The 20,660-nt window shown below is 42.2% G+C and carries 19 protein-coding genes; 9 read left to right on the top strand and 10 right to left on the bottom strand.

Translation table 11 applies throughout. From position 1 onward, the window contains the following. Window position 1 precedes the first annotated feature (1 nt). The 4 genes from UH38_RS09530 to glpX form a co-directional block, all read right to left on the bottom strand. Window positions 2-655, bottom strand: a complete 654-nt coding sequence (locus UH38_RS09530; RefSeq protein WP_045054419.1) for a hypothetical protein — start codon at window positions 653-655, stop codon at window positions 2-4. Between the two features lie 3 nt (window positions 656-658). Continuing rightward, the gene (locus UH38_RS27865; RefSeq protein WP_268748873.1) at window positions 659-790 is read right to left on the bottom strand and encodes a hypothetical protein; all 132 of its coding nucleotides are present in this window, start codon (window positions 788-790) and stop codon (window positions 659-661) included. A gap of 53 nt (window positions 791-843) precedes the next feature. Beyond that, on the bottom strand, window positions 844-2,127 hold the full coding sequence (locus UH38_RS09535; RefSeq protein ID WP_045054420.1) for a glutamyl-tRNA reductase: 1,284 nt from the start codon (window positions 2,125-2,127) through the stop codon (window positions 844-846). Window positions 2,128-2,199: 72 nt separating this feature from the next. Then, window positions 2,200-3,237 carry a class II fructose-bisphosphatase gene (glpX, locus tag UH38_RS09540; protein ID WP_045054421.1) on the bottom strand — a complete coding sequence of 346 codons (1,038 nt, stop codon included), beginning with the start codon at window positions 3,235-3,237 and terminating at the stop codon, window positions 2,200-2,202. 26 nt (window positions 3,238-3,263) lie between these two features. Here glpX and UH38_RS26720 point away from each other — a divergent pair, with 26 nt between their 5' ends. The 4 genes from UH38_RS26720 to UH38_RS09555 all read left to right on the top strand — a co-directional run bounded on the left by UH38_RS26720 (window position 3,264) and on the right by UH38_RS09555 (window position 5,992). Beyond that, window positions 3,264-3,413: a hypothetical protein gene (locus UH38_RS26720; RefSeq protein ID WP_235355157.1), complete on the top strand. Its 150-nt coding sequence runs from the start codon at window positions 3,264-3,266 to the stop codon at window positions 3,411-3,413. 144 nt (window positions 3,414-3,557) lie between these two features. Further along, entirely contained in the window at window positions 3,558-3,866 is a 309-nt protein-coding gene (gene grxC, locus UH38_RS09545) for a glutaredoxin 3 (RefSeq protein ID WP_045054422.1), read from the top strand. Next, window positions 3,859-4,353, top strand: coding sequence for a tRNA adenosine(34) deaminase TadA (gene tadA, locus UH38_RS09550; protein ID WP_235355158.1), 495 nt, complete (start codon window positions 3,859-3,861; stop codon window positions 4,351-4,353). The genes grxC and tadA overlap by 8 nt, the downstream gene beginning before the upstream one ends. 496 nt (window positions 4,354-4,849) lie before the next feature. Further along, the gene (locus UH38_RS09555; protein ID WP_052672322.1) at window positions 4,850-5,992 is read left to right on the top strand and encodes a WD40 repeat domain-containing protein; all 1,143 of its coding nucleotides are present in this window, start codon (window positions 4,850-4,852) and stop codon (window positions 5,990-5,992) included. Between the two features lie 32 nt (window positions 5,993-6,024). Here UH38_RS09555 and UH38_RS09560 read toward each other — a convergent pair whose 3' ends face one another. The 4 genes from UH38_RS09560 to UH38_RS09575 form a co-directional block, all read right to left on the bottom strand. Then, the gene (locus UH38_RS09560; protein ID WP_045054423.1) at window positions 6,025-8,196 is read right to left on the bottom strand and encodes a hypothetical protein; all 2,172 of its coding nucleotides are present in this window, start codon (window positions 8,194-8,196) and stop codon (window positions 6,025-6,027) included. Then, window positions 8,150-10,375 (bottom strand): caspase family protein, encoded by a 2,226-nt coding sequence (locus UH38_RS24750; RefSeq protein ID WP_052672323.1) that lies wholly within the window; start codon window positions 10,373-10,375, stop codon window positions 8,150-8,152. The genes UH38_RS09560 and UH38_RS24750 overlap by 47 nt, the downstream gene beginning before the upstream one ends. A gap of 512 nt (window positions 10,376-10,887) precedes the next feature. Then, on the bottom strand, window positions 10,888-12,063 hold the full coding sequence (locus tag UH38_RS09570; protein ID WP_045054424.1) for a DUF1822 family protein: 1,176 nt from the start codon (window positions 12,061-12,063) through the stop codon (window positions 10,888-10,890). Between the two features lie 11 nt (window positions 12,064-12,074). Next, complete coding sequence (locus UH38_RS09575) at window positions 12,075-13,754, bottom strand: hypothetical protein (protein ID WP_045054425.1); 1,680 nt, start codon at window positions 13,752-13,754, stop codon at window positions 12,075-12,077. A gap of 376 nt (window positions 13,755-14,130) precedes the next feature. On the opposite strand from UH38_RS09575, the gene UH38_RS09580 reads away from it, so the two are divergent. From UH38_RS09580 to UH38_RS26725, 5 genes are all read left to right on the top strand, one after another. Further along, window positions 14,131-15,024 (top strand): hypothetical protein, encoded by an 894-nt coding sequence (locus tag UH38_RS09580; RefSeq protein WP_045054426.1) that lies wholly within the window; start codon window positions 14,131-14,133, stop codon window positions 15,022-15,024. 44 nt (window positions 15,025-15,068) lie between these two features. Next, entirely contained in the window at window positions 15,069-15,959 is an 891-nt protein-coding gene (locus UH38_RS09585) for a coiled-coil domain-containing protein (protein ID WP_045054427.1), read from the top strand. 97 nt (window positions 15,960-16,056) lie between these two features. Continuing rightward, a complete protein-coding gene (locus UH38_RS09590; protein WP_045054428.1) occupies window positions 16,057-16,869 on the top strand; it encodes a hypothetical protein in 813 nt (270 codons plus the stop codon). A 91-nt stretch (window positions 16,870-16,960) separates the two neighbouring features. Continuing rightward, window positions 16,961-17,851, top strand: coding sequence for a coiled-coil domain-containing protein (locus tag UH38_RS09595; RefSeq protein ID WP_045054429.1), 891 nt, complete (start codon window positions 16,961-16,963; stop codon window positions 17,849-17,851). A gap of 394 nt (window positions 17,852-18,245) precedes the next feature. Beyond that, on the top strand, window positions 18,246-18,638 hold the full coding sequence (locus tag UH38_RS26725) for a polymorphic toxin type 44 domain-containing protein (protein WP_160295946.1): 393 nt from the start codon (window positions 18,246-18,248) through the stop codon (window positions 18,636-18,638). Between the two features lie 139 nt (window positions 18,639-18,777). On the opposite strand, the gene UH38_RS09605 is transcribed toward UH38_RS26725, so the two are convergent. Together UH38_RS09605 and UH38_RS09610 are read right to left on the bottom strand one after the other, a co-directional pair. Further along, complete coding sequence (locus tag UH38_RS09605) at window positions 18,778-19,686, bottom strand: coiled-coil domain-containing protein (protein ID WP_045054431.1); 909 nt, start codon at window positions 19,684-19,686, stop codon at window positions 18,778-18,780. A 33-nt stretch (window positions 19,687-19,719) separates the two neighbouring features. Then, the gene (locus UH38_RS09610) at window positions 19,720-20,658 is read right to left on the bottom strand and encodes a coiled-coil domain-containing protein (RefSeq protein ID WP_045054432.1); all 939 of its coding nucleotides are present in this window, start codon (window positions 20,656-20,658) and stop codon (window positions 19,720-19,722) included. Window positions 20,659-20,660: the final 2 nt, after the last annotated feature.

The following is a 20,660-nucleotide window of genomic DNA, read 5'->3' on the forward strand; positions in this document are numbered from 1 at the left end:
TTTATGTGTAATATGGTCTGAATGCTTGGCTGATAGTTTGGGCTATTTGTACGTTTCCGCCTAAGTCTTCCATAATATTAGCTGTGTCTTCTAACTTCTTTTTAAGTTCAGAAAAGGTAGGGTAGAGATCGAATAAGTTTTGGAGTAAGTCGTCAAGTTGTTGCGCTCTAAGATTTATCCAATCTCGTTCGCTAAAATCAAATTGCTCGTACAAGGTGTGAAAGATAAAAATTTTCGCTTTTAAGGGATTGAGTGCTGCTGTAATAACTAGCTTTAATTGCCAAGGATCGTATGCTTTAATTAGGTTGCATGAGTTAGATGAGCCAGCTTGAGAATTAATAATATTGGCTTGGGTTACTTCGTCGATAGAATATAATTTTTCAATGTAACTAATTAGGGTATCGGCTATTAATATATATTGTTTTGGCTTATTAGTAGTTTTAGCCATGCCATATACGTTTCTTTTTAGTCTTTCTACTGTGGGATTTTTATTAATTAATTCTTGAATATAGTCTTGCCAACTTGCTTGCTCTATCACAGTCAGATCGTTTTGCCAAACGCGCTTGCAGACGTAAAATAATAGCTTTTTTATCCGCACTGAATTTTCGTGTTGGTCTAAATCTTGAATAATTTGAGCTAATAAAGATGAATCCATAACCTAAGCCGATCGCTTACGGCTAAATTGTATTGGCGATCGCTTGATAATTTGTGTAGGAATTATAAAGTTTGGGGCGACAAATGCGATCGCCAGATGAAAAAATAGCTGTGCTGCTATTAGCAGCACAGCCAAACATGAAATTAGCTTACTAAACCTGGTAACTGGTAACTGGTAACTGGTAACTGTTAAATGGCTTCTCTAGTATCCAAGTTAAACAGCATTTGCAGCGATTGCATACAACGCCGTCTAGCTTCAATATCTTGCTCTGCGCGTAGTTGTACCATCGGATCGTGGAGAATTTTATTAACAATTCCCCGCGCCAAAGCTTCTACAACTTCTTGATGCTTCTCGGCAAACTCGGAACCTAAACGAGACAAGGCTTTTTCTAACTCTTGCTCGCGGATTGCTTCAGCTTTATCCCACAAGCATCTAATTGTGGAAACAGTTTCTAAACTGCGCCACCAGCTATCAAAGGCTGCAACTTCTTCCTCTAAAAGCTTCTCAGCTTCCATTGCTACCTTGCGCCGACTAGCGTGGTTTTGGGCAACTACAGCCTTCAAATCGTCGACGTTGAATGCTTGGACGTTTTCCAAGCCGTTCACGTCTGCATGGACGTTACGCGGTACGGAAATGTCAAATACCATCAGCGAACGATTTGGCTCTAAAGCTGCCTCTAATTTTGCCCGATCTAAGAGCGGATCGGTTGCAGCAGTGCTAGTAAATACTAAGTCAGACATAGCTACAGTTGCCATCATTTCCGCGATCGGTTGAATTTGCAGCGTAACTTGACTAAACTGACTTACTAACTCTTCTGCCCTTTGGCGCGATCGATTCAAAATTGTAATTTCAACTGCACCTTTGGACAACAAATGCTGTACCAAAAGGCGAGACATTTTCCCCGCACCGATAATTGTCACCCGACAAGCAGCCAAATTTTGCACTTTCATTTGTGCTAGTTCTACCGCCGCCGAACTGATCGACACCGCGCCCGTACCGATGCTTGTTTCGCTGCGAACGCGCTTGCCTGCTGTAATTGCTTGTTTAAATAGCTTATTAAGAATAGATTTGATGCCGTTGTATTGTTGCCCTAACTTGTGGGTTTGTTTGATTTGAGAAAGAATTTGCCCTTCTCCTAATACCAAACTATCCAACCCCGCAGCTACCCGCATGACGTGCATAACCGCATCTTGGTGGAGTAGCACAAATAAGTGCTGCCGCAACGCTGGTATGGGTAACTTACTATGTTCGGCAAGAAACTGATTGACTTCCCTAATTCCTTGCTCCGTCTCGCGAGTAACAATATATATCTCCAGACGATTGCAAGTGCTAAGGATGGCGACTTCTTCAATATGCGGATAACTACAGAGGTGAGCGATCGCGCTTTCCATCTGCGGTTCTGGAATACTTAACTTTTCTCGAACTTCGACTGGGGCAGTCTTGTGACTTAGCCCCACCACAGCAATGTTCATGTGTCCTCCAATAATAGAAGGCGAGGGAGTAAGCAGGTATCTTGCCTCTCGCCTCTTACCTCCTGTAGCCTCTTAGCGTAGTTGCAGCGCCCTTACATCGTCGAACATATGGATGGTATCGACGAAACGGGCTGTTTGGGATTGATTGGAAATAACTAAGCTTTGAGTTCTAGCACCGCCTTTGAAGAAGCGGACACCTTCCATCAAAGTTCCAGGAGTAATACCGCAAGCTGCGAACAGTACAGTATTGCCTGAAGCTAGTTCTTCGGCGTTATAAACCTTATCTGGGTCATTGATACCCATTTCCCTGAGTCTAGCAAGATTGCCTTCCTTACTTTCACCAATCAAACCTGTTTGTACTACTTCTGGATCGTAGATCAATTGACCCTGGAAATGCCCGCCTAAACAGCGTAAAGCAGCAGCGGAAATTACTCCTTCTGGTGCTGCACCGATACCCATGAGGGCGTGAATGTTAGTACCAGCAAAGGCGCAGCAAATAGCTGCAGAAACGTCGCCGTCGCTAATTAGTCTGACTCTAGCTCCAGCTTGGCGGATTTCTTGAATCAAATCTTTGTGACGAGGGCGATCCATTACCACTACTACTAATTCCTCAGTAGCACGTCCCAAGCACTCAGAAAGAATTTTCAGGTTTTGAGTTGCAGATTTATTAATGTCTACATGACCTCTAGCTGCTGCTGGCGCGGCAAGTTTTCGCATATAGAAATCTGGCGCTGCAAATAAACCGCCTTTTTCGGAAATAGCCAAAACTGCCATTGAACCATTTTGACCGTAAGCAACTAGGTTTGTACCTTCGCAGGGGTCAACAGCAATATCGATTTCAATTAATTCATCTGGGTTGCAGTATGCTTTTGCATCTTCGCGGGTACAGATACCAACTTCCTCGCCGATGTAAAGCATAGGCGCATCGTCGCGTTCGCCTTCACCGATTACGATCCGACCGCGCATATAGATTTTGTTCATCCGTTCGCGCATGGCTTCTACAGCCACTTGATCGGCGGTGTTTTTCTCCCCTTTACCCATCCACCGAGCGCTAGCGATCGCCGCTTGCTCTACTACCTCTATAATCTCTAAACCTAGTGTATTTTCCACGAAGTCTGTCCTCTCAACTGCTGATGATGAATGGCAATTCCAGTTCTCAAGTCTACCAAAGGGCGGATACCTTAAATGATGAAGTTTTGCTGCTGATGATGTGGGGGACAAGGGGACAAGGAAGACAAGGAGGACAAGAGGAATGTAGAGACGTAGCATTGCTACGTCTGGGATGAGCAGAGAATGGCGAAATATAGCAGTAATAGGGAGGCAGGAAATGCGAACGTATAGCACTGCTACGTCTGTAATAGTAGGGGGTGGTATTGATGGGTTGTTCGATCTAGGCTATAGGTAGATACATTCAACAGAGGATAGATATTATGTTGGATTTTCTTAATCCTGTCCTTGGTCGCCACCCCGAACGAGTTAAAGCTAATGTAGAGATTTATACTTGGCAAACTTGCCCTTTCTGTATTCGCGCCAAAATGCTGCTGTGGTGGAAGGGTGTAAATTATACCGAGTACAAAATTGATGGCGATGAAGCAGCTAGAAATCAAATGGCGCAGCGTGCTAATGGGCGACGCAGCGTTCCGCAGATTTTTATCAACGATCGCCATACAGGCGGCTGCGACGACCTCTATAGGCTAGATAAACAAGGTCAGTTAGATTCTTTACTTGCTAGTGGATAAGTCTGCTATTGCTGCACCCTACGCGCAGCACAAACAATGGATGCAACGCGCGATCGCACTTGCCCAAGATGCAGGAAATGCAGGTGAGATTCCTGTAGGTGCTGTAATTATCGATGGCAATGGGAACTTAATCGCCCAAGCTCAAAATCGCCGCGAACGCGATCGCGATCCTACTGCTCACGCGGAAATTCTGGCGCTGCGGTTAGCTGGTAAAGCTTTGCAGAACTGGCATCTCAATGGTTGTACTTTGTACGTTACCTTAGAGCCTTGTCCGATGTGTGCTGGGGCGATCGCGCAAGCAAGGATAGAATTGTTAGTATATGGCGCAGACGATCCTAAAACGGGCGCTATTCGCACTGTTGCTAATATCCCTGATAGTGCTTGTTCGTACCATCGTCTTGCTGTTGTAGGTGGTATTTTAGAATCTGACTGTCGCCAACAACTACAAACTTGGTTTGCCCAAAAAAGGCAAATAAATAAAACATAACGCTTTTATCTTCCAGATTGCATAAGAACCGTTCTTATTTAGCAATAATATTGCTATTATTAACAGTCATTATTTAAGTATAAAATCCAACAAATTAGAATAAAAATTTGGCATTATTACTTAACTAAAAACATAAAAATTGTTGCAAATAGTCAATACTTTAAAGAGCGCGATAGTCTATGTTCTCAAGTATTAATAATTACAGCAAAATCTGTTGAAACTTACGTGAATTACAACAATTTATATACAAATTTATGGCATATAAATATTTCACTACTGTGCTATAAGTAAATAGCTTTAGGTGCTATTGAACTATTGTGCTTTAAATAATGTCTCAATATTAGCAATTACATTGTTCGCATCTAAGACTAGCTAAAAATTATACATTATCTTTGAAAAAATTATTGTTCTTAGCTATTCTTGAGTCAAGATACTTGCAGCTATCTATTTCTATTTTTTGAGTTTGATACAGATAAATTATCAACTTGGTACAGCAATGTTTTTTAAAAAAAGTATTTCTATTACCTCGCCCGCTTCTTTAATAAGTATTTCATCACTACTTATATCTAATTCTTCGGCTTTTTTCTTTGGATACCAAGCATTAGCTCAGACACAGGCTGGTAGTCAAATCAAAGTAAACCAATTATCTGCTCAAAACCCTCAGCAGTTGTCCCAAAATACTAGAGATGGAACTGCACTAACTCCTTCTTGGCGATCGGGAACCATAACTTTATACACTATTGGCAGTGTCGAAGGTGGGCATTCACTTCCAGTTCGTTCCGTTGCTTTCAGTTCCGACGGTAACTTCCTTGCCAGTGGCAGTGCGGACAAAACAATTAAGATTTGGAATTTAAAAGCTGAAACTCTAGAACGAACTCTTCCTACCAACTCGGATCAAGTTAATTCCATTGCCTTCAGCCCAGATGGTAGATTTCTTGCTAGTGGTAGTCTAGATGCAACCGTTAATCTGTGGGATTGGAAGCGGGGAAAACTGCTTGCAAACTTAAACCCAAGGAAACCAATTCGTAAAGTATCAGACCGCGCTGTTACATTTGTAATGTTTAGCCCTGACAGCCAGACTCTCGCCAGTAGCAGCGGAGACAATACCATTATTAAGTTATGGAACGTAAGCACTGGAAAGTTGCGCCGCGAAATAGTAGAGAATCAATCAGTTACTTCAATAGCGTTCAGTCCTGACGGTCAGATGCTTGCTAGTGGTGGTTTAGGTAGAACTGTCAAATTATGGAATCCGCAAACTGGTGAATGGCTCCGCACACTTGGAAAGCATACAAATCCAGTTTACTCAGTTGCTTTCAGCCCAGATGGCAAAACTCTTGCAAGTGGTAGTGGTGACGATACGATTAAACTGTGGTCTTTGGGAAGGCAGGATACATCCCGCACGCTGGAAGGACATTCAGATGATGTTACCTCTATTGCCTTTAGCCCTAGCGGTCAAACTCTCATTAGCGGTAGTTGGGACAAAACTGTCAAGTTGTGGAATTTGCAAACTGGACAAAAAATTCGTGACTTTTCGGAAAATTCGCAACGGATTTTATCTGTTGCTTTTAGCCCAGATGGTAAAACTTTTGCCAGTGTTAGTGGCGACAAAACAATCAAAATTTGGCGATCGCGAGAATAAGCCCCTTAGTTGAACTAGGACAGCCAGTAGCTTCATCGGTTTTCTTGACGAAAGCCCCCAGGGCGAGCGTTGTTCCTGGGTCGAACAGGTCTAGCCCTGGCAATCTTGGGAGTGATATTCCTGGGTCGAACAGGTCTAGCCTTGACAATTCTGGGGGCGATATTCCTAGGTCGAACAGGTCTAGTTCTGACAATTTTGCGAGTGACATTCCTAGATCGAATAGATTTAGCCCCGACAATCTTGGGACCAACGAGCTTCGAGCCGATACGTGAAGATGTCTGATTACCTGCTAGACGCTGCTCTGCTTCTTCAATAATTGGCTTGAGATTATTTTGCCAGTACAGATTATCTCGCTTTACCTCTTGTCCGAGGATTCTAACTTGATTAGCTCGGTCTATTGCCTGCCGCAACTTCCCTTCTAACAATGCGTTCTGAGCTTCTTCTAAATAAGTTTCATTTTTGCGCCACTCAGTATTCCATTTCTGTCTCATTTCCTCAGCATTTTTAGCTACAGGGCTAGTTTTAGGAATAGCTGTAGTTAGGTCGAGTGCATTTTTAAACTCTTGAAAGTCATGAGCTTGTTTATATCGCTCCTGAGCTTGCTTGAGCAGGTTCTCAGACCACCGATCGCTAAGATGAGCCGCCGAGGTGCGAAGATTTGAACCTGCCTGGATTTTGTTGACTGTAGCGATCGCAGCTTGGAAGTTGTTCTTTTTTGCCAAATCTTGGGCTTGGGTTAGCAGTTTCTCCTCTTGGGCAAGGCTCTGACACTGATTTAGTATCGAGCGAGCATTACCATAGGAAAGTGCTATCTGCGGCACTGCTTTTGCTTGAGCTACACACTCTGCGTATTTTTTACTTGCTATTAAAGTTTTAGCCTGCGATAAATTTGCCTTTGCAGATTGCTCAATGTAAGCATAATAAGCGATCGCACCTATACCGAGAAAAGCTGCCAAAACTATGGGTTTAAGTTGCACTCGCCCTGGGTTTTGCTTATGCTCTCTTTTCGGCTTAGTAGGTAAAGGCGGGCAAATGCTTTTACCAGAAAGACTTGGCTGTTCGCTGCTTGGAGCGACAAATTGCTTGAGTTCTGGCAATGTCTGCCGATCGTTTTCAGTAATTTCCGCCTCTATTGGGTTAGCAATGTTATTCCTAGGGTCATTTTCAGTAATTTTCGTCTCTATCGTGCTAGCAATGTTATTCCTAGGGTAATTTTCCGTAATTTTCGCCTCTATCGTGCTAGCAATGCTACTCCTAAGATTGAGTTGTTGCCGACGATATTCTAGAAATTCGCGATCTTCGTCACTAAATGGATACTGCCGTTTGCTAGCCCAGGTAAGTGCCTTTTCGTAATCCTGTAACTTTTGCTCGTAGGCAGAAGTAACCTTTGTCGCAATGGATTCGGTAACTTCGTTGCTAAGTTCTAAGTTTTGCTGCAAAAGCTGCAAAGGTTGGCACTCTTCTTCACCAAGGGGATACTGCTGATGAATTGCTTTAGTGAATGCCTCCTCATATTGCTGCAATTTTTGCTCGTATGCTTGAGCAACCTTCTCTTCAATCGATTGAGTAATTTCCTGGCTGAGATTGAGAACTTGCTGATAATGTGCTAAAACTTGGCGATCGTCATCACTTAGCGGCTCTAAAACTTGGCGATCGTTATCAATAAGTAATTGCCGTTGAATGGCTCTAGCAAAAGCCTTTTCATACTGCTGCGCTTTTCTTTGGTATTCCGCCTGTATTGGCGCAGAACTGCACGTCTCGATCGCGGTGACGATTCGATCGCTCAACCCAAGTTTTTGCTGCAATAATTGCAGTTGCTTGCAACTATCTTGACTTAGGGGGTACTGCTGATAAATTGCTTTTGTAAATTCTTCCTCATATTGTCTTAGTTTCTGCCCATATGCTTGAGCAACTCTCGCTACAATTTTTTTTATAACTTCTTCTTTAAGTTCTAGGCTTTCCTGCAGTATTTGCAACTGCTGGCGATCGCGATCGCTCAGTGGATACTGCTGATAAATTGCTTTTGTAAATTCTTCCTCATATTGCTGTAATTTTTGCTCGTAGGCGGAAGTGATTTGCGCCTCTATTGTGTTGATAACTGTCTCTCTAAGTCCTAAGCTTTGTTGCAACAGTTGTAATTGTTGGCGGTCTTCATTGCTAACGGAAATATTGCTGATGAATTGCTCTTGTAAAGGCTTCTTCATATTGCTGTAATTTTTGCTTGTAGGCGGAAGTGACTTGCACTGAAATTAATTTAGTTATTTCATTTTTAAGTTCTAAGCTTTCCTGCAACAGTTGCAACTGTTGGCGATCTTCATCACCTAGTGGATATTGCTGATGAATTGCTCTTGTCAAGGCTGCTTCATATTGCTGTAATTTTTGCTCGTAGGCGGAAGTGACTTGTGCTGTAATTACTTTGACAATTTCCTTTTTAAGTTTTAAGCTTTGCTGCAATTGTTGCAATTGTTTATAAGCATCATCGTTAAGCGGGTACTGTTGATAGATGGATACAGTAAGTGCTCGCTCGTATTGCTTTAATTTGCCTTCATATCCTTGAGTTACTTGGCTCGTAATTATGTCGATTATTTCTTGTCTAATTCCTAACTTTTGCTGTAGTTGTAGCTGTTGGTAAGAGCGATCGCCTAAAGGATAGTGCTGATGAATAGCTACAGTTAATACTTGTTCGCATTGCTGCAATTTTTGCTCGTACGCTCGAACAGAGCAACTTTCACTAAGATTGAGAACTCGCCACAAATTTTCTATAAATTCGCGCTTGTCATCACTAAGCGGATACTTATGTTGAATAGCTCTAACAAGTGCTTCTTCATATTGATGAAATTTCTGCTCGTACGCTTGAGTAACCTGTTTACTAATAGATTTTGTTATTTCATTTTTAAGTTCTAAACTTTCCTGCAATCTATGTAACTGTTTATAAGCATTCTCACTGAGGGGATATTGCTGATGAATGGCTACAATTAATGCTTGCTCGTATTGCTTTAATTTTTGCTCGTACGCTTCAATAATTTGGGCTTTAATTGCTTTAGTAAGTTCTGCTCTAATTTCTAAACTTTCCTGCAATTTGTGTAACTGTTTATCATCATCCTCGCTCAGGGGATAACGCTGATGAATAGCTACAGTTGATGCTTGTTCGTACTGCTTTAGTTTTTGCTCGTACGCTTCAATAGTTTGGGCTTCAATTGCCTTAGCTATTTCGTTTTTTAGTCCTATATTTTCCTGTAGCTGTTGCAGTCGTTGGCGAGTATCATGGCTGAACGGATACTGTTGATAAACGACCTGATTAACTTCCTGCTTGTACTGTTGCAATTTTAATTCGTAAACTGCAACAATACGTGCTTCATTTGAAACGATATCTTCTTCCCTAAGTCCCAACTGTTGCTGCAATTGTTGCAACAGTTGGCGAGTATTTTGGCTAAGTGGATATTCTTTTTGAATCGCCTTGTTGAACTTGCCCCTGTATTCCAATAAGCTTTCTTCATAGTCGTCAATTAAATCGACTGCTTCTGGATTCAAGCCTAAAACTAGATCCCCAGTCATTGACATAATTACTCTAGGAGTTTGCTTATAATTGTGCGGATCGGGTAGACATAGTTTCCTCATTCTTGAATCAACATACTGCTGAGTCTGGCTATAAACATATTTATAAAGACTATTAGCTTCGATTATTCCTTTTGCATCGGTTGCTTTACCTTGCAATCCTTGCATTAAGTAATAGGTAAACACTCCATGCTTTAAGTCGGGAAATTCCCACGCTCGTTGTCCTTCATCACAAGACAATAAAGCGCAAAAACTTCTACTTTGAGCGGCACATCGCTGTAAAACTTCTGCTAACTCATGAGTAGGATCTAGTTGAGTTTGCAGCGCTTCTCCCCTTGCTCCACCCCATAGGTGCGCTACGCTACCGCTATGACAAGCATCTAACAACACTAACTGCTTATCACCACAAAGCTGCAATTGCTGTAGCAATTCCTGCAATCCTAAACCTGTGTCCTGCAAGTTGTTTGTCTGAGTTGGAGCGAGACACAAAAACGGCTGCTTAGTTGTAGGTTCTACTATTCCATGTCCTGAAAAATAGAACAAGACAGTATCTTGCGAATTAGCTTCATCAATAATCCGTTGAAGACTGGTACGAATGGCTGCAAGTGCTGATGTTTCTGTAACAGGAGGACAATGAATTATTACCTCTTGGTTAGGAAAGCTCTGTGTCGCTTCTTTCAATGCTTCTGCCAACCCTTCACAATCTGAAACCGCGAAGTTTAAAGGAGCTAGTTGTGGGTCTTGATATTGATTTACTCCTACTAGCAGCATCCAAAGCTTGGCTCTACCGCTTTTTAAAATACTAAGAGGATCGTCGATAAACCTCATGATTTTACACCTGTTTAGACTAACTATCTTAAGCTTTAAATAGTTGGCTGCTGAAGGTATTTGTAATGTTTTTTAATATATAAAGCTAGTCATCCCAGCTAGATGCAAAGCATAAAAGTTGGGTTATTTGACATTACTATGTTGCGATAGACACAGAGTAAAATAATAATAATTCCTCGGTGCAAATCGGTATTTATCTATGTTTTATAAATCGCTTGTTATTATTTTAGAATAAGCTTATGTTTCTAATTTTTCAAGTGAATTGTATATTTTTATACTAGGCTATAACTAACGTAGCAAGGGTCTATAAGCATTACTCCTTTAATATCTTATAACTAAGTATTGTATCTAATATAAGTTAAAGTTCTAGTACGCGGAGCGCACGTGTAATTAAGCTACATGAGATAAGGCGATCGCTCTGCACCCTCGCCTAAATGCAGTGTCCCCGATCGATCTTGGCTACAAAATTGCTAACTTTATTATGCTTAAAACACTTGCTGGTAGTAACTTGTCTAAATTACAAAATCTTCTGTGATACTAAAGTCTCCAACAGATAGTTTGACACTAAATTGTTCTCCAGGGATGCCAACTAAACGCGGCAATTCAATAAAAGGAGTAGCATTTTTTGCTCGAACTTCTCGATGAACAGTTCCAGATTCATCAAATGCACTTAATTGCAGATTTTCAGGTAGGGTAATGCGATCGCTTGTTGGTTCTACCTGCAGGAGAATACTAACTTCAGGCTCATCTTCTGGGATACGGGTAACAATTAAAGCAACGGAGTGTTCGCCCAAGTTGATTTGCTTTGCTCGCTCGATGGGATTAGCACTTCTAGCAACTGGAACTAAAACTGTAGGACTAACTAATTCCTCAACAACCTGCCATCCGGCGGTAAAAATACCCTGAACCCATTGGCTCAGATTTACAGGAGTTTTGGCGGAAATTAGATATTGCGATCGCCGTTGATAAAGATGCTGTCTCCAAGTAGGATGAGCTATCAGTGCCGCCCACTGCTCAAATGGAACATCTAGTCGTGGAGAATAGCAAGGTGGCTGGCTAAGTCGATCTAGCAATGCCTCTGCTGCTTGGTTAGATAAACTCGGTAGAGGTTTGACTGCTGGACTGCCACTGGTAGATAATTCCCGCGTTATCCACATCACGTTGAGGTCTTCAATTAAGCTTGCTCGATCTAAACAGACAGTGCGATCCATTGGATCGTACTTCCCCTCGTTTTTAAGCTGTTCGTGAGTAGCGTATCCTAACACCTTAAGCCAACGTTCTGCCAAGTTTAACTCGATAGCTAGATAGTAATCAGCAGCCCAGGTAGGAATATCAACCCATTCTTGCTGTACGCGCAACTCTTCAAGATTCATCGTTTCGCTAGGAACAAGTGCCAATCGTGTCTTACCCAAAGTAATGACTGTACCATTAACCACTTCCCAGAAACTAGGTAACTCACTTGGCTGAGTCCATACCTTTGGTTTGTCTTGTAAATCGGTTTCTGCTGCCAACCATATTTGAAAAGCATTGAGACAAAGATAATTTTGATAGGCATTCCAACGAGCAGCATCGTGAGAATAAATTTGCTTATTTACCTGTTGCCATGCTGATATTTGGTCTTCTTGCGAGAATTCTAGCCAAGTACAGTCAGAATCGATAGCTATTAAATCATCAAAGCTTAACATCATCTCCATCTCCTTCACACCTCTAAAGTGGCACAATCTTGTAACCATGTTTTGACAAAGCTAGCTAGCTTTTGTTCTGCCGAATTGCATAGATCGAGAGCAATGTCTAAAGTAGTTTCTACCCATTGCTTAAAAATTGCTTGCAGCGAGTAGTTAATTTCATTCAACCTCGCATTCACTTCAATTACAGAAATTCGTAACTGTTCGGCTATATTTTGTTCGTGTAATTGCTGACGATAATGTAGATGCAGTAATAATTTATCTTTTTGCTCGAATAGTTGTAAGTGACTGTCTAAAGGTGGGTAAAAAAAACTTTTACAATAATTTTTTAGGCACTCATCTACAGGCTCTTGGAGCCGCTCGATAACTCGATCTAGCCTATTGGGCTGAAAAACTTCTGCATATTTCTCACTCAATTCCTGAACCAAGGCTTTTAACAACACTTTTTTATATTGTTTGATTTTGCGCGAAACTTCATACTGTTTTTGCAAACCAAGTAGTTGTCCAAGTAACAGCAAAATATCATTTTGAGTTAGTTCTAGACCAAACCAAAGTTTTAGAGTCTTTTGAGCAATATCAGGTAAACTTATAAAATTATCAATAATAATGAGTTTGATTTGCTTTACTTCTTCATTTTGGTTTGATACTTCTTCCGCTTCTATGAGTTTATTTAATGGATCGCCCGTTAAAATATTTGAATATTCCTGAATTCGTCCTATAACAGAATCGGAGCTTCGGTAAGTTCGGATAATTTGAACGCAGGTTTTTAATATAAATGTAATATCATTTAAATCGATAGAGTTTAAAATATTGAATTCCTGGTAGCGCTGGTTGTAGCGATCGGCAATTTGTTGTAATTGCTCTTTAGTAGGTGCAGCTAGTCTGTCGCGCTCGATTTGTTTTGGCTGATGTATTTCTTTGTAGCACTGTAAAGCTAGGCAGTAAGAATTAATTTCTAGCTGATAGTTTGTAACCTTAAGGGCTTCTATCAATTCTGTTTTTGCTAGCGTTCTCAATATACCGTCATCTGATAAACTTTTTGTTTTTGCCTCTATATTCTGCGCTCTAATTTTGTCAGAAATTGTACCCCAAAGGCGTTTCTCTGCATAGCTTTTGATAGTAATTCGCCTATACTTCAAATCAAAATTTTTTAGTAGTTTGGTTGGTTCGCTAGCCCTTAAACTAGCAATTTGCAAACATTCTTCTAAAGGATATTGGTAGCGAAGATTAGAAAATTGTATCCGCTTTTCATAAAAATCCTTGGCAGCATACCAGCAGACTTTTTGGACATGAGCCGATAAGAGTTTTTTAGAGGCTGGAACAGAGTTTTGGAGATAATTAGCAACTACGCGATCGCTCGTTCGGGCAATAATATCTATATATACAACCCGAACATCTTGATTTGGTTCTGGTGCTAACTCAATCAGACGCTCGATTGTGTGTTGCAATTCGTAGTCAGATGAAGCTGAAATATTTAGAGAAGCTGTAAATTGAGGGTCAGTTTGCCTAGCAACTATGAGAAAGTATCTCGCCCAAGCATCTTTATTTACTCTTGAGGCAGTACCATTAACTAGATTGCCGATTGTCCGCTCTAATTCGCGATCGGATTTCAAAACGGGAATTTTGTAGCTGTTGCGGTCTTCCAGAATACAAAATGTAGAAAATTCTCTAATAATATCTCTAGGCTCATTCATGTCCCTTCTCCCTGTAATGCCTGCCTAGCAGCCAGTGAATCTATTCTAATTGTTAAGAACCGATGCAGCCTACTTAAGGATTGTTCGTGAATTAGTGTTTTAAGCATTACGTCTAACTCTTCGAGCGCCAAGTAGGTCGTTATGCATATTAGAGAAAATTTTTTTCGGCAGTACGGAACTATCTAGAATCAACGCATTTGCATAACATTGTATGTTAGCTAAGTTGGCTATTGGTCTGATTTTGCTCAAATGCTTACTTGCAAACTGCATAAGTGACTAAAAGTATCCCGACAAGACTAACGTACAACAGCAATACCAGTTAGCTTTCGCGGTGGTAATAAGCCTGTACTTTCTCTCAATGGTTTATATAGCAACTATGGCAGAAGATATTAACGAGCTAATCGAGCAATGCGAGCAGCGAACGCAGGTACTTTCTCAAGAAAGCGATCGCGCTGTTAATGCAGTTAATCAAATTGTGCAGTTTGTAACAACACTAACCACAAATCTTAGTAACACCAGCAATGAAGCTCAAGCTAGCTTTGAAGCACTCAGTAGCAAACTAGAAGCAGCCGAGCAAAATTTGGAGAGCGAAATAGCAAATGCTAAGGAAAGTTTAAGCGTTCTTCAAGAGAAGTCCAGCCAGTTGCACAGCCAAACCCAGGAAAAGGTTGGTTCGATTGAGAGCCAATTAGCCGAAGTCAAGAGTCGCAAGCAAGAAATATCTTCAGAAGTTAATGAAGATGCTGAGACTGCAAAAGCGAGTTTTGAGAAATTATCCCAGCAAGCTCAGGAGCTTGAGTCTGAGACGGGGAATAATTTAGAGACTTCCCAGAACAATCTAGAGGAATTTCAAGCAGCTATGGATGGAGCGACAAATAGCTTCAACGAGCGCCAAACATCTCTAACGGAAAACTTTAATGCCTTTGAGGAAGATTTCAAGCAGAGGATGGAATCTTTAACTAACGATTTTTCTAGGGTAGAGGAAGAGGGAAACAATAAACTAGCAACTGTGCAAAGTAGCTTGGACACGAGTTCGAGCGATATCCTGACAGCACTTAGCCAAAAGTTTATCGAAGAAGCTGTAAATGAGCTTTCCGATTCAGCCGACCAATTGACTACAGCTACATCCACTTTGCGCGACGCGGGGGAAGGATCGAGTGAAATGTTGGATGAGAAACTTTTGGGCATTGTAGACCAGGTAGACGAAGTTGTTGCCATTATCGATGACATTAAACCAGTTCTGGATATGGTTCAAGATGTTTTGGGATAAAAGCAGCGATCGCACAATTATTACATCACTTCTAAATAACAACTATGGCAGAAGATATCAACGTTCTCCTCGAACAATGCGAGCAGCGAGCGCAGGTACTTTCCCAAGAGAGCGATCGCGCCTCAGATGAAGTTAGTCAGATTATGCAGTTTGCCACAACTCTAGCTGAAACCTTGAATGCTGCAAGTGAGGAGGCTTTAGGCAGTTTTGAAGCGCTCAACAGCGAACTACAAGCAGCCGAGCAAAACCTAGAGAGCGAACTAGCAACTGCTAGGGAAGGTTTGAGCAATCTTCAGGAAAAGGCGGGGCAACTCCAAAGTCAGACTGAAGACGAGCTAGAGCAGATTAAGAGCCAATTAGCTGAATTGGAGAGTCGCAAGGAAGAAATACTTTCTGAGGTTGAGCAAGATTCCGAAACTACGCAGGCAAGTTTTGACAAATTGACTCAGCAGGCTCAAGAATTTGAGTCTGAGGTTGATACTTGGGAGGATAGCGCTAACAGTGACATTGAAGTGCTGCGTGAATCGGTTGATACAGCTAAAAACAGCTTTAATCAACATCAAACCGATCTACTTGGAAGTTTTGACACCCTTGGGCAGGATATAGGTCAAAGGCTAGAAACTTTGATGGCTGACTTTGGCAAGCTGATGGAGGAAAGTAGCACCCAGTTAGTTGCCCTAGATGATGCTTTAAACACAGCCCCTCAAGAGGCAATTACAGCAATAAATCAAAACTTCACTGAGGCTTTGGGCGAGATAGCTACCGAGACAGGACAGTTGGCTGAAGCTTTATCAGCTTTAGGTGAGTCGGGGATAAACAATGGCGAACAGATGAATCAGAGGTTTGCAGAGGTGATAGACCAAATTGCTGAAGCAGTTGGGCATATAGAGAAGATATTGCCGATTCTCGAAGACGTGGAGCAAACGCTCAACTAAGTTTTTTAGTCCCAATTTCTGAAATCGCTATCAGTAGAGCGAAATAAACTGACTATCTTACCATTGCAACATTCGTTACTTTAAGGAGATTTGAATCATGGGTCTGATGGCTCAAGTCGATAGAGCTAGAAGCACTCTCCAGTCAGCCAATGAGCAATTGTCAGAAGCTAGAGAACTTTTAGGCAAGCCTAAGCAAGAGGCTCCCAAGGAACCTGAAGAAAAAGGGTTCTTTGGCAAACTAAAAGATAATTTGAGCGATATTGGTCACACCGTTTTGGATGTGGCAGGTCTTGTCCCAGTTATAGGCGCTCCTGCTGATGCGCTTAATGGCGTTTGGTACGCAGCAGAAGGCGACTGGGTAAATGCTGGTCTCTCAGCAGCCGGTATTATTCCCTTTGTTGGTGAGGCTGCAGTTGCTGGTAAGCTTGGAGCTAAAGGAGTAGATGCCCTTAGAGGTGCAGACGAAGTTGCAGATGCCGCCAGGGAGGCGGGCGAGGCTACTGCTAGGGAGGCAGGTCAGGCTGCTAAGGTTCCCGGATTCTCCGACATAGAGAACGCTGTCATCACTGAAGCGCGGTCAATGCTGCAGGCTGAAGAGATGACGCAACTTCGTGCAGCATACGCTGCTGGAGAGAGTGTTGAAGTTCGCATTGGGGGACGCATGATACAGTATGAACCAAATCTTCCAAGTTCTGGAATGACTGCGTTTGGTGAAAATGGATTTTTCCTTGGACCCGAAGCATTCAAATCGGAGGCAGAGCTTGTGCAGACGCTTCTGCACGAAACTCACCGGCTTTCGACAAGCGACATTGGCAGAGGGGCGGGAGTAAGCGGAGCGGTCGCAACCTCTGAAACTAATGCAGCATTCGAGTTCGCAGAGCGAGCATATAGGGCGGCTTTTGAGAACTGATCCGTAGACATGATGAATTTAGTTCAGAGTTGAGCTTCTGGTGATGTTTTAGATTCGCAGACTGAATTAACGAGAATCGAAGGAGAAAGCAATGTCTGATTTGCAAGCCGCTGCGACAGAAACGACAGCTAAATTGACAGCACTGCTTGGGGAAGCTGAACAAGCTCAGACGAGCTTGCAAGAATCGCAAGCACAGGTATCGAGAGTTCGAGAACAAGTTGAGGCGGCTTGGACGCAATTGAGCGATCGCGCTCAGTCTCTACTCGACAAAACTGTAAATGCAAAAAGCGAACTATCTACAGATACCGAGTCAGTCAGTCAGATACTCGCGCAACTTAAAAGTAGGGTCGAAGCTTTAGGAGATGAGTTTACACAAGATGTAGAGGAAACTAAAACTGCGATCGCGGCTTTAGATGACGGTATTGAAGCAGTAACACCAGAACTCGAAGCAAGTTTGCAAGCGACTGAAGATGCCCTAAATACTCTGCAAGACAAAGAAATCGGCTCGGAAACAGAACAATCAGTTTCTCAAACAGAAGACTATTTACAAGGAGTAGATAGCGAACTAGAAAGCGATCGAACAACTATAGAAGAGCGATCGCAAGCCCTACAAACATATATTTTCGAGCAATGCCTGCCAGAAATTACGACAAGAGTAACTGATTTTGCCGAGCAGCTTGAGGAAGTAGTCGCAAAACTTACAGAGAAGTTGCAAGTAGTAGAAGATGTCGCAGAGCAATCGGCGCAAGACACAATAGACCAAGTCAGCGAAGCTCAAAATAACATTCTTGAGCAGCTTGAAACTACAAGTCAAAAAGTAGAGGAAGTAATGGGCATAGTAAGCAGTGCAGTTGAGACAGCTACTTCCAGTGTAATTGATGCTAGTGCTGCCCTAATAGATGGTTCTAATCAGACAAAGATTGAGGCTGAGACAGCTACAGATTTATTGGCAAAAGCCAAAGAATCTCTAGACAAAGTTTAGAGGTTTTGTTGCCAAAAATTTTTGATGCAAACAGGTGAGGAAACCTATTACTTACTCGTATTGCTGTTAGTTGATAAACCGACTACCCTGCCATTGCTAAATTCCCTACGTTAAAGAGGTCTAAATTGTGAGTCTAATTGCTCGTGTCGATCGAGCCAGAAACCGTCTCCAGGAAGCCAATGAGCGTTTATCAGAAGCGAGAGGATTCCGAGACAACCTTTCCCACAAAGTTCTTCAAAATCCTCTCGCTAGACACCAGCGTTTTGACAGAACCATTTCGTATATGCATATGGAGATGGTTACTAATATCAACGAAGTAGGTAACATACGACTGCTCAACAGATTGGGTCGTTTTTCACAAGGATCAAAAGCAGCGGCATTAGCTGCATGGGCTTTGAAAGTTAGATCCGGTGGAGACTGGGATCATAAACCTAAACTTTCAACAATGCTGGAATTTGACGGCAATGAGCCGCCTACCTTCCCTATTCCGGGTGATGATGAACACGAATATAATTACGATATCTGGTCTAATATCCACTATGGATACGTGGGTATGGCAGCGGGTTTCAATTCATTAGAACTACGGGCTGGAGCTATAGCAGCAGACCGTCAATATGTCCCAGCCGATGATTTGAGCGTACGAATAGGCATAGAACTCTGGGAGGAATATGGTCCTAACCTAACTTCTGAGCAGTTACACCAAGCAATACTCGATCGCAAGGAAGAGTATCTAAGAATCCAAGATGAAACAAACATAGTTGTTAGACCGATTGATAATGGGTACTAAGTTTGACTTGAGTAAAGAGTTGCTGAAAATATCTACCAGTTTAGGTTGCTTAACGGACAGCGGCATCAAAATTTCAACCTTTAACGCGTTCCGGCTGACCTAGAAGACTTGCTCTGAGCCTCCTAGTCAGCCTTAAACCTCATCCAATCATAAATCTTTCTAACAACTTTCTTACTTCTTCAATCAAACCTAGCGCCGTTTCTAGTCCTACATTTGTTGTCTTGGTTCCATCTACTAAGGTATCTTTCGCACTCACAACGGTTGTTCCTCCTCGGTCAACTAGATCGCTTAACTGTGCCATCATTTGCTCTAGCTCGTTAGCCGTATTCATCAAGTCGCCAAATACTGTTTCTTGGTTCTGCTGATATTGGCTGATTGAATCTTGGGCTGATGTTTCCGTTGACTCCTCTAATTCTTGCTTCTTCTGGCTTAGTTGTTCTACTTTATCCTCAAGCTGAGTCGCTAAATCTGCTACCATGTCCGCGATCGCCCCAATAGATTCATCCCCAATGTAAGCTTGCAACTCTGAACTGCGCTGCTCGATATCTGTTTGATGGGTTTGCACTTGACTAGAGATATCATTTTGCAAATAACTTTCTTTCTGAGCAATTTCCTCTTCGAGTTGTCCCTCTACTTCCTCAACTTTTTCTTTAAGAGCGCTGAGGGAACTTTCGACTTCCTGCAAAGTTCCTTCAAGTTCTGATTGATGTGTTTCTAACTCGTCGCCCAAACCTGTAATCTCTGAAGTTGTTGCCTCTTGTCCTTGACTTGTCTCATCTTGCCAAGCTTCCACATCGCTCTTGAGTTGAACTAGCCCTTCACTGACCGAATCCGCTTCTGCGCTCAACTCTTCTCTAGCAGTAGTAACCCGCTCTAACAGCGATTGAGCGCGATCGCTTAAACTAGACCAATCAGCCTCGATTTGTTCGGAAATTTGTGCCAATTGTTCTCGCACCTCTGTCAAACCTGATTGTGCCTCGTCAGCTTCATCTAATAATGCTGTTAGCTTTGCAGCCGTTTCCCTTGCTGTAGTTTCAAGCGTAGCCATTGCTTACCTCTATCTGAATAAATTTGCTTAAAATCAACCGAAACCAACCCCAACTGAATCAGCAGCCACCTTCACGCCCTCAATGCCATCTTCGAGCGGACTGATAAAATCAGCTAGTTCATCAAATAAAGGTTCTAGCGGCTCGCGAGCATTGGATGCCTCAGACTCAGAATCGGCAATTTTGTCGCTCATTTCGGCGATCGTATCTGTCACTTGCTTGACAGACGCTTCAATTAGTTCTTTAAGTTCGTTCTCTATTTGTTGTTCGGCTTGCTCCTGCAATTCATCTGTCCCCGCCTTAACGATATTTGTACTTACATCGGTTAAATTTGTGCCAAACTCCTCATGCAAGCGGGTAAACTCATCTGCCATGTCTTGAATCTTGGTGGCAACCTCTTCTTGAGCATTGTCCATTTCATCAGTCAACTGATTCATTTGCTCTGTCATCGCATTTTTGACTGACTCCAACTTCTCTCGCAAAGCTTCTACTTCTTGACTGGTTGTATCTAGTACCGAGCCTAATTGCTCTTGACTTGACTTAATTTTTTCTTGGGCTTCTGTTAGTGCTGTTTCAGTTTCTTGACCTGCGGTTTCGGTAGATGAACTACTTTCACTTAATTGCTCTTTGAGGTCTGACATCTTTCCTTGAGCCATTTCTAACTCGTTACCTATTTGCTCCTGTGCTTCTGCAATAAATCCAGACAAGGACTCGATACTGCTTTCTACTTCGGTAACTTCTCCTTCTAGTTGAGTTTGTTGCTCGGAAACTTCTGTTCGCAATTCACTTAGAGCATTTTGAATTTGTTCGAGGATTTGTGTAACCTGATTTTGTTTGTCTTCAATATTAGTTACTAATGCATCAGCTTCCGCTTGAACTTCCCCTGACAACTCAACTAAGGTGTTCAGTCTTTGGGGAAATTGGGTAGCCATTTGGGATAAAGATGATAGCGCTTGACTCAGTTCTGCATCCATTT

The organism is Aliterella atlantica CENA595 (assembly GCF_000952155.1).
Taxonomy (GTDB): Bacteria; Cyanobacteriota; Cyanobacteriia; order Cyanobacteriales; family Chroococcidiopsidaceae; genus Aliterella; species Aliterella atlantica.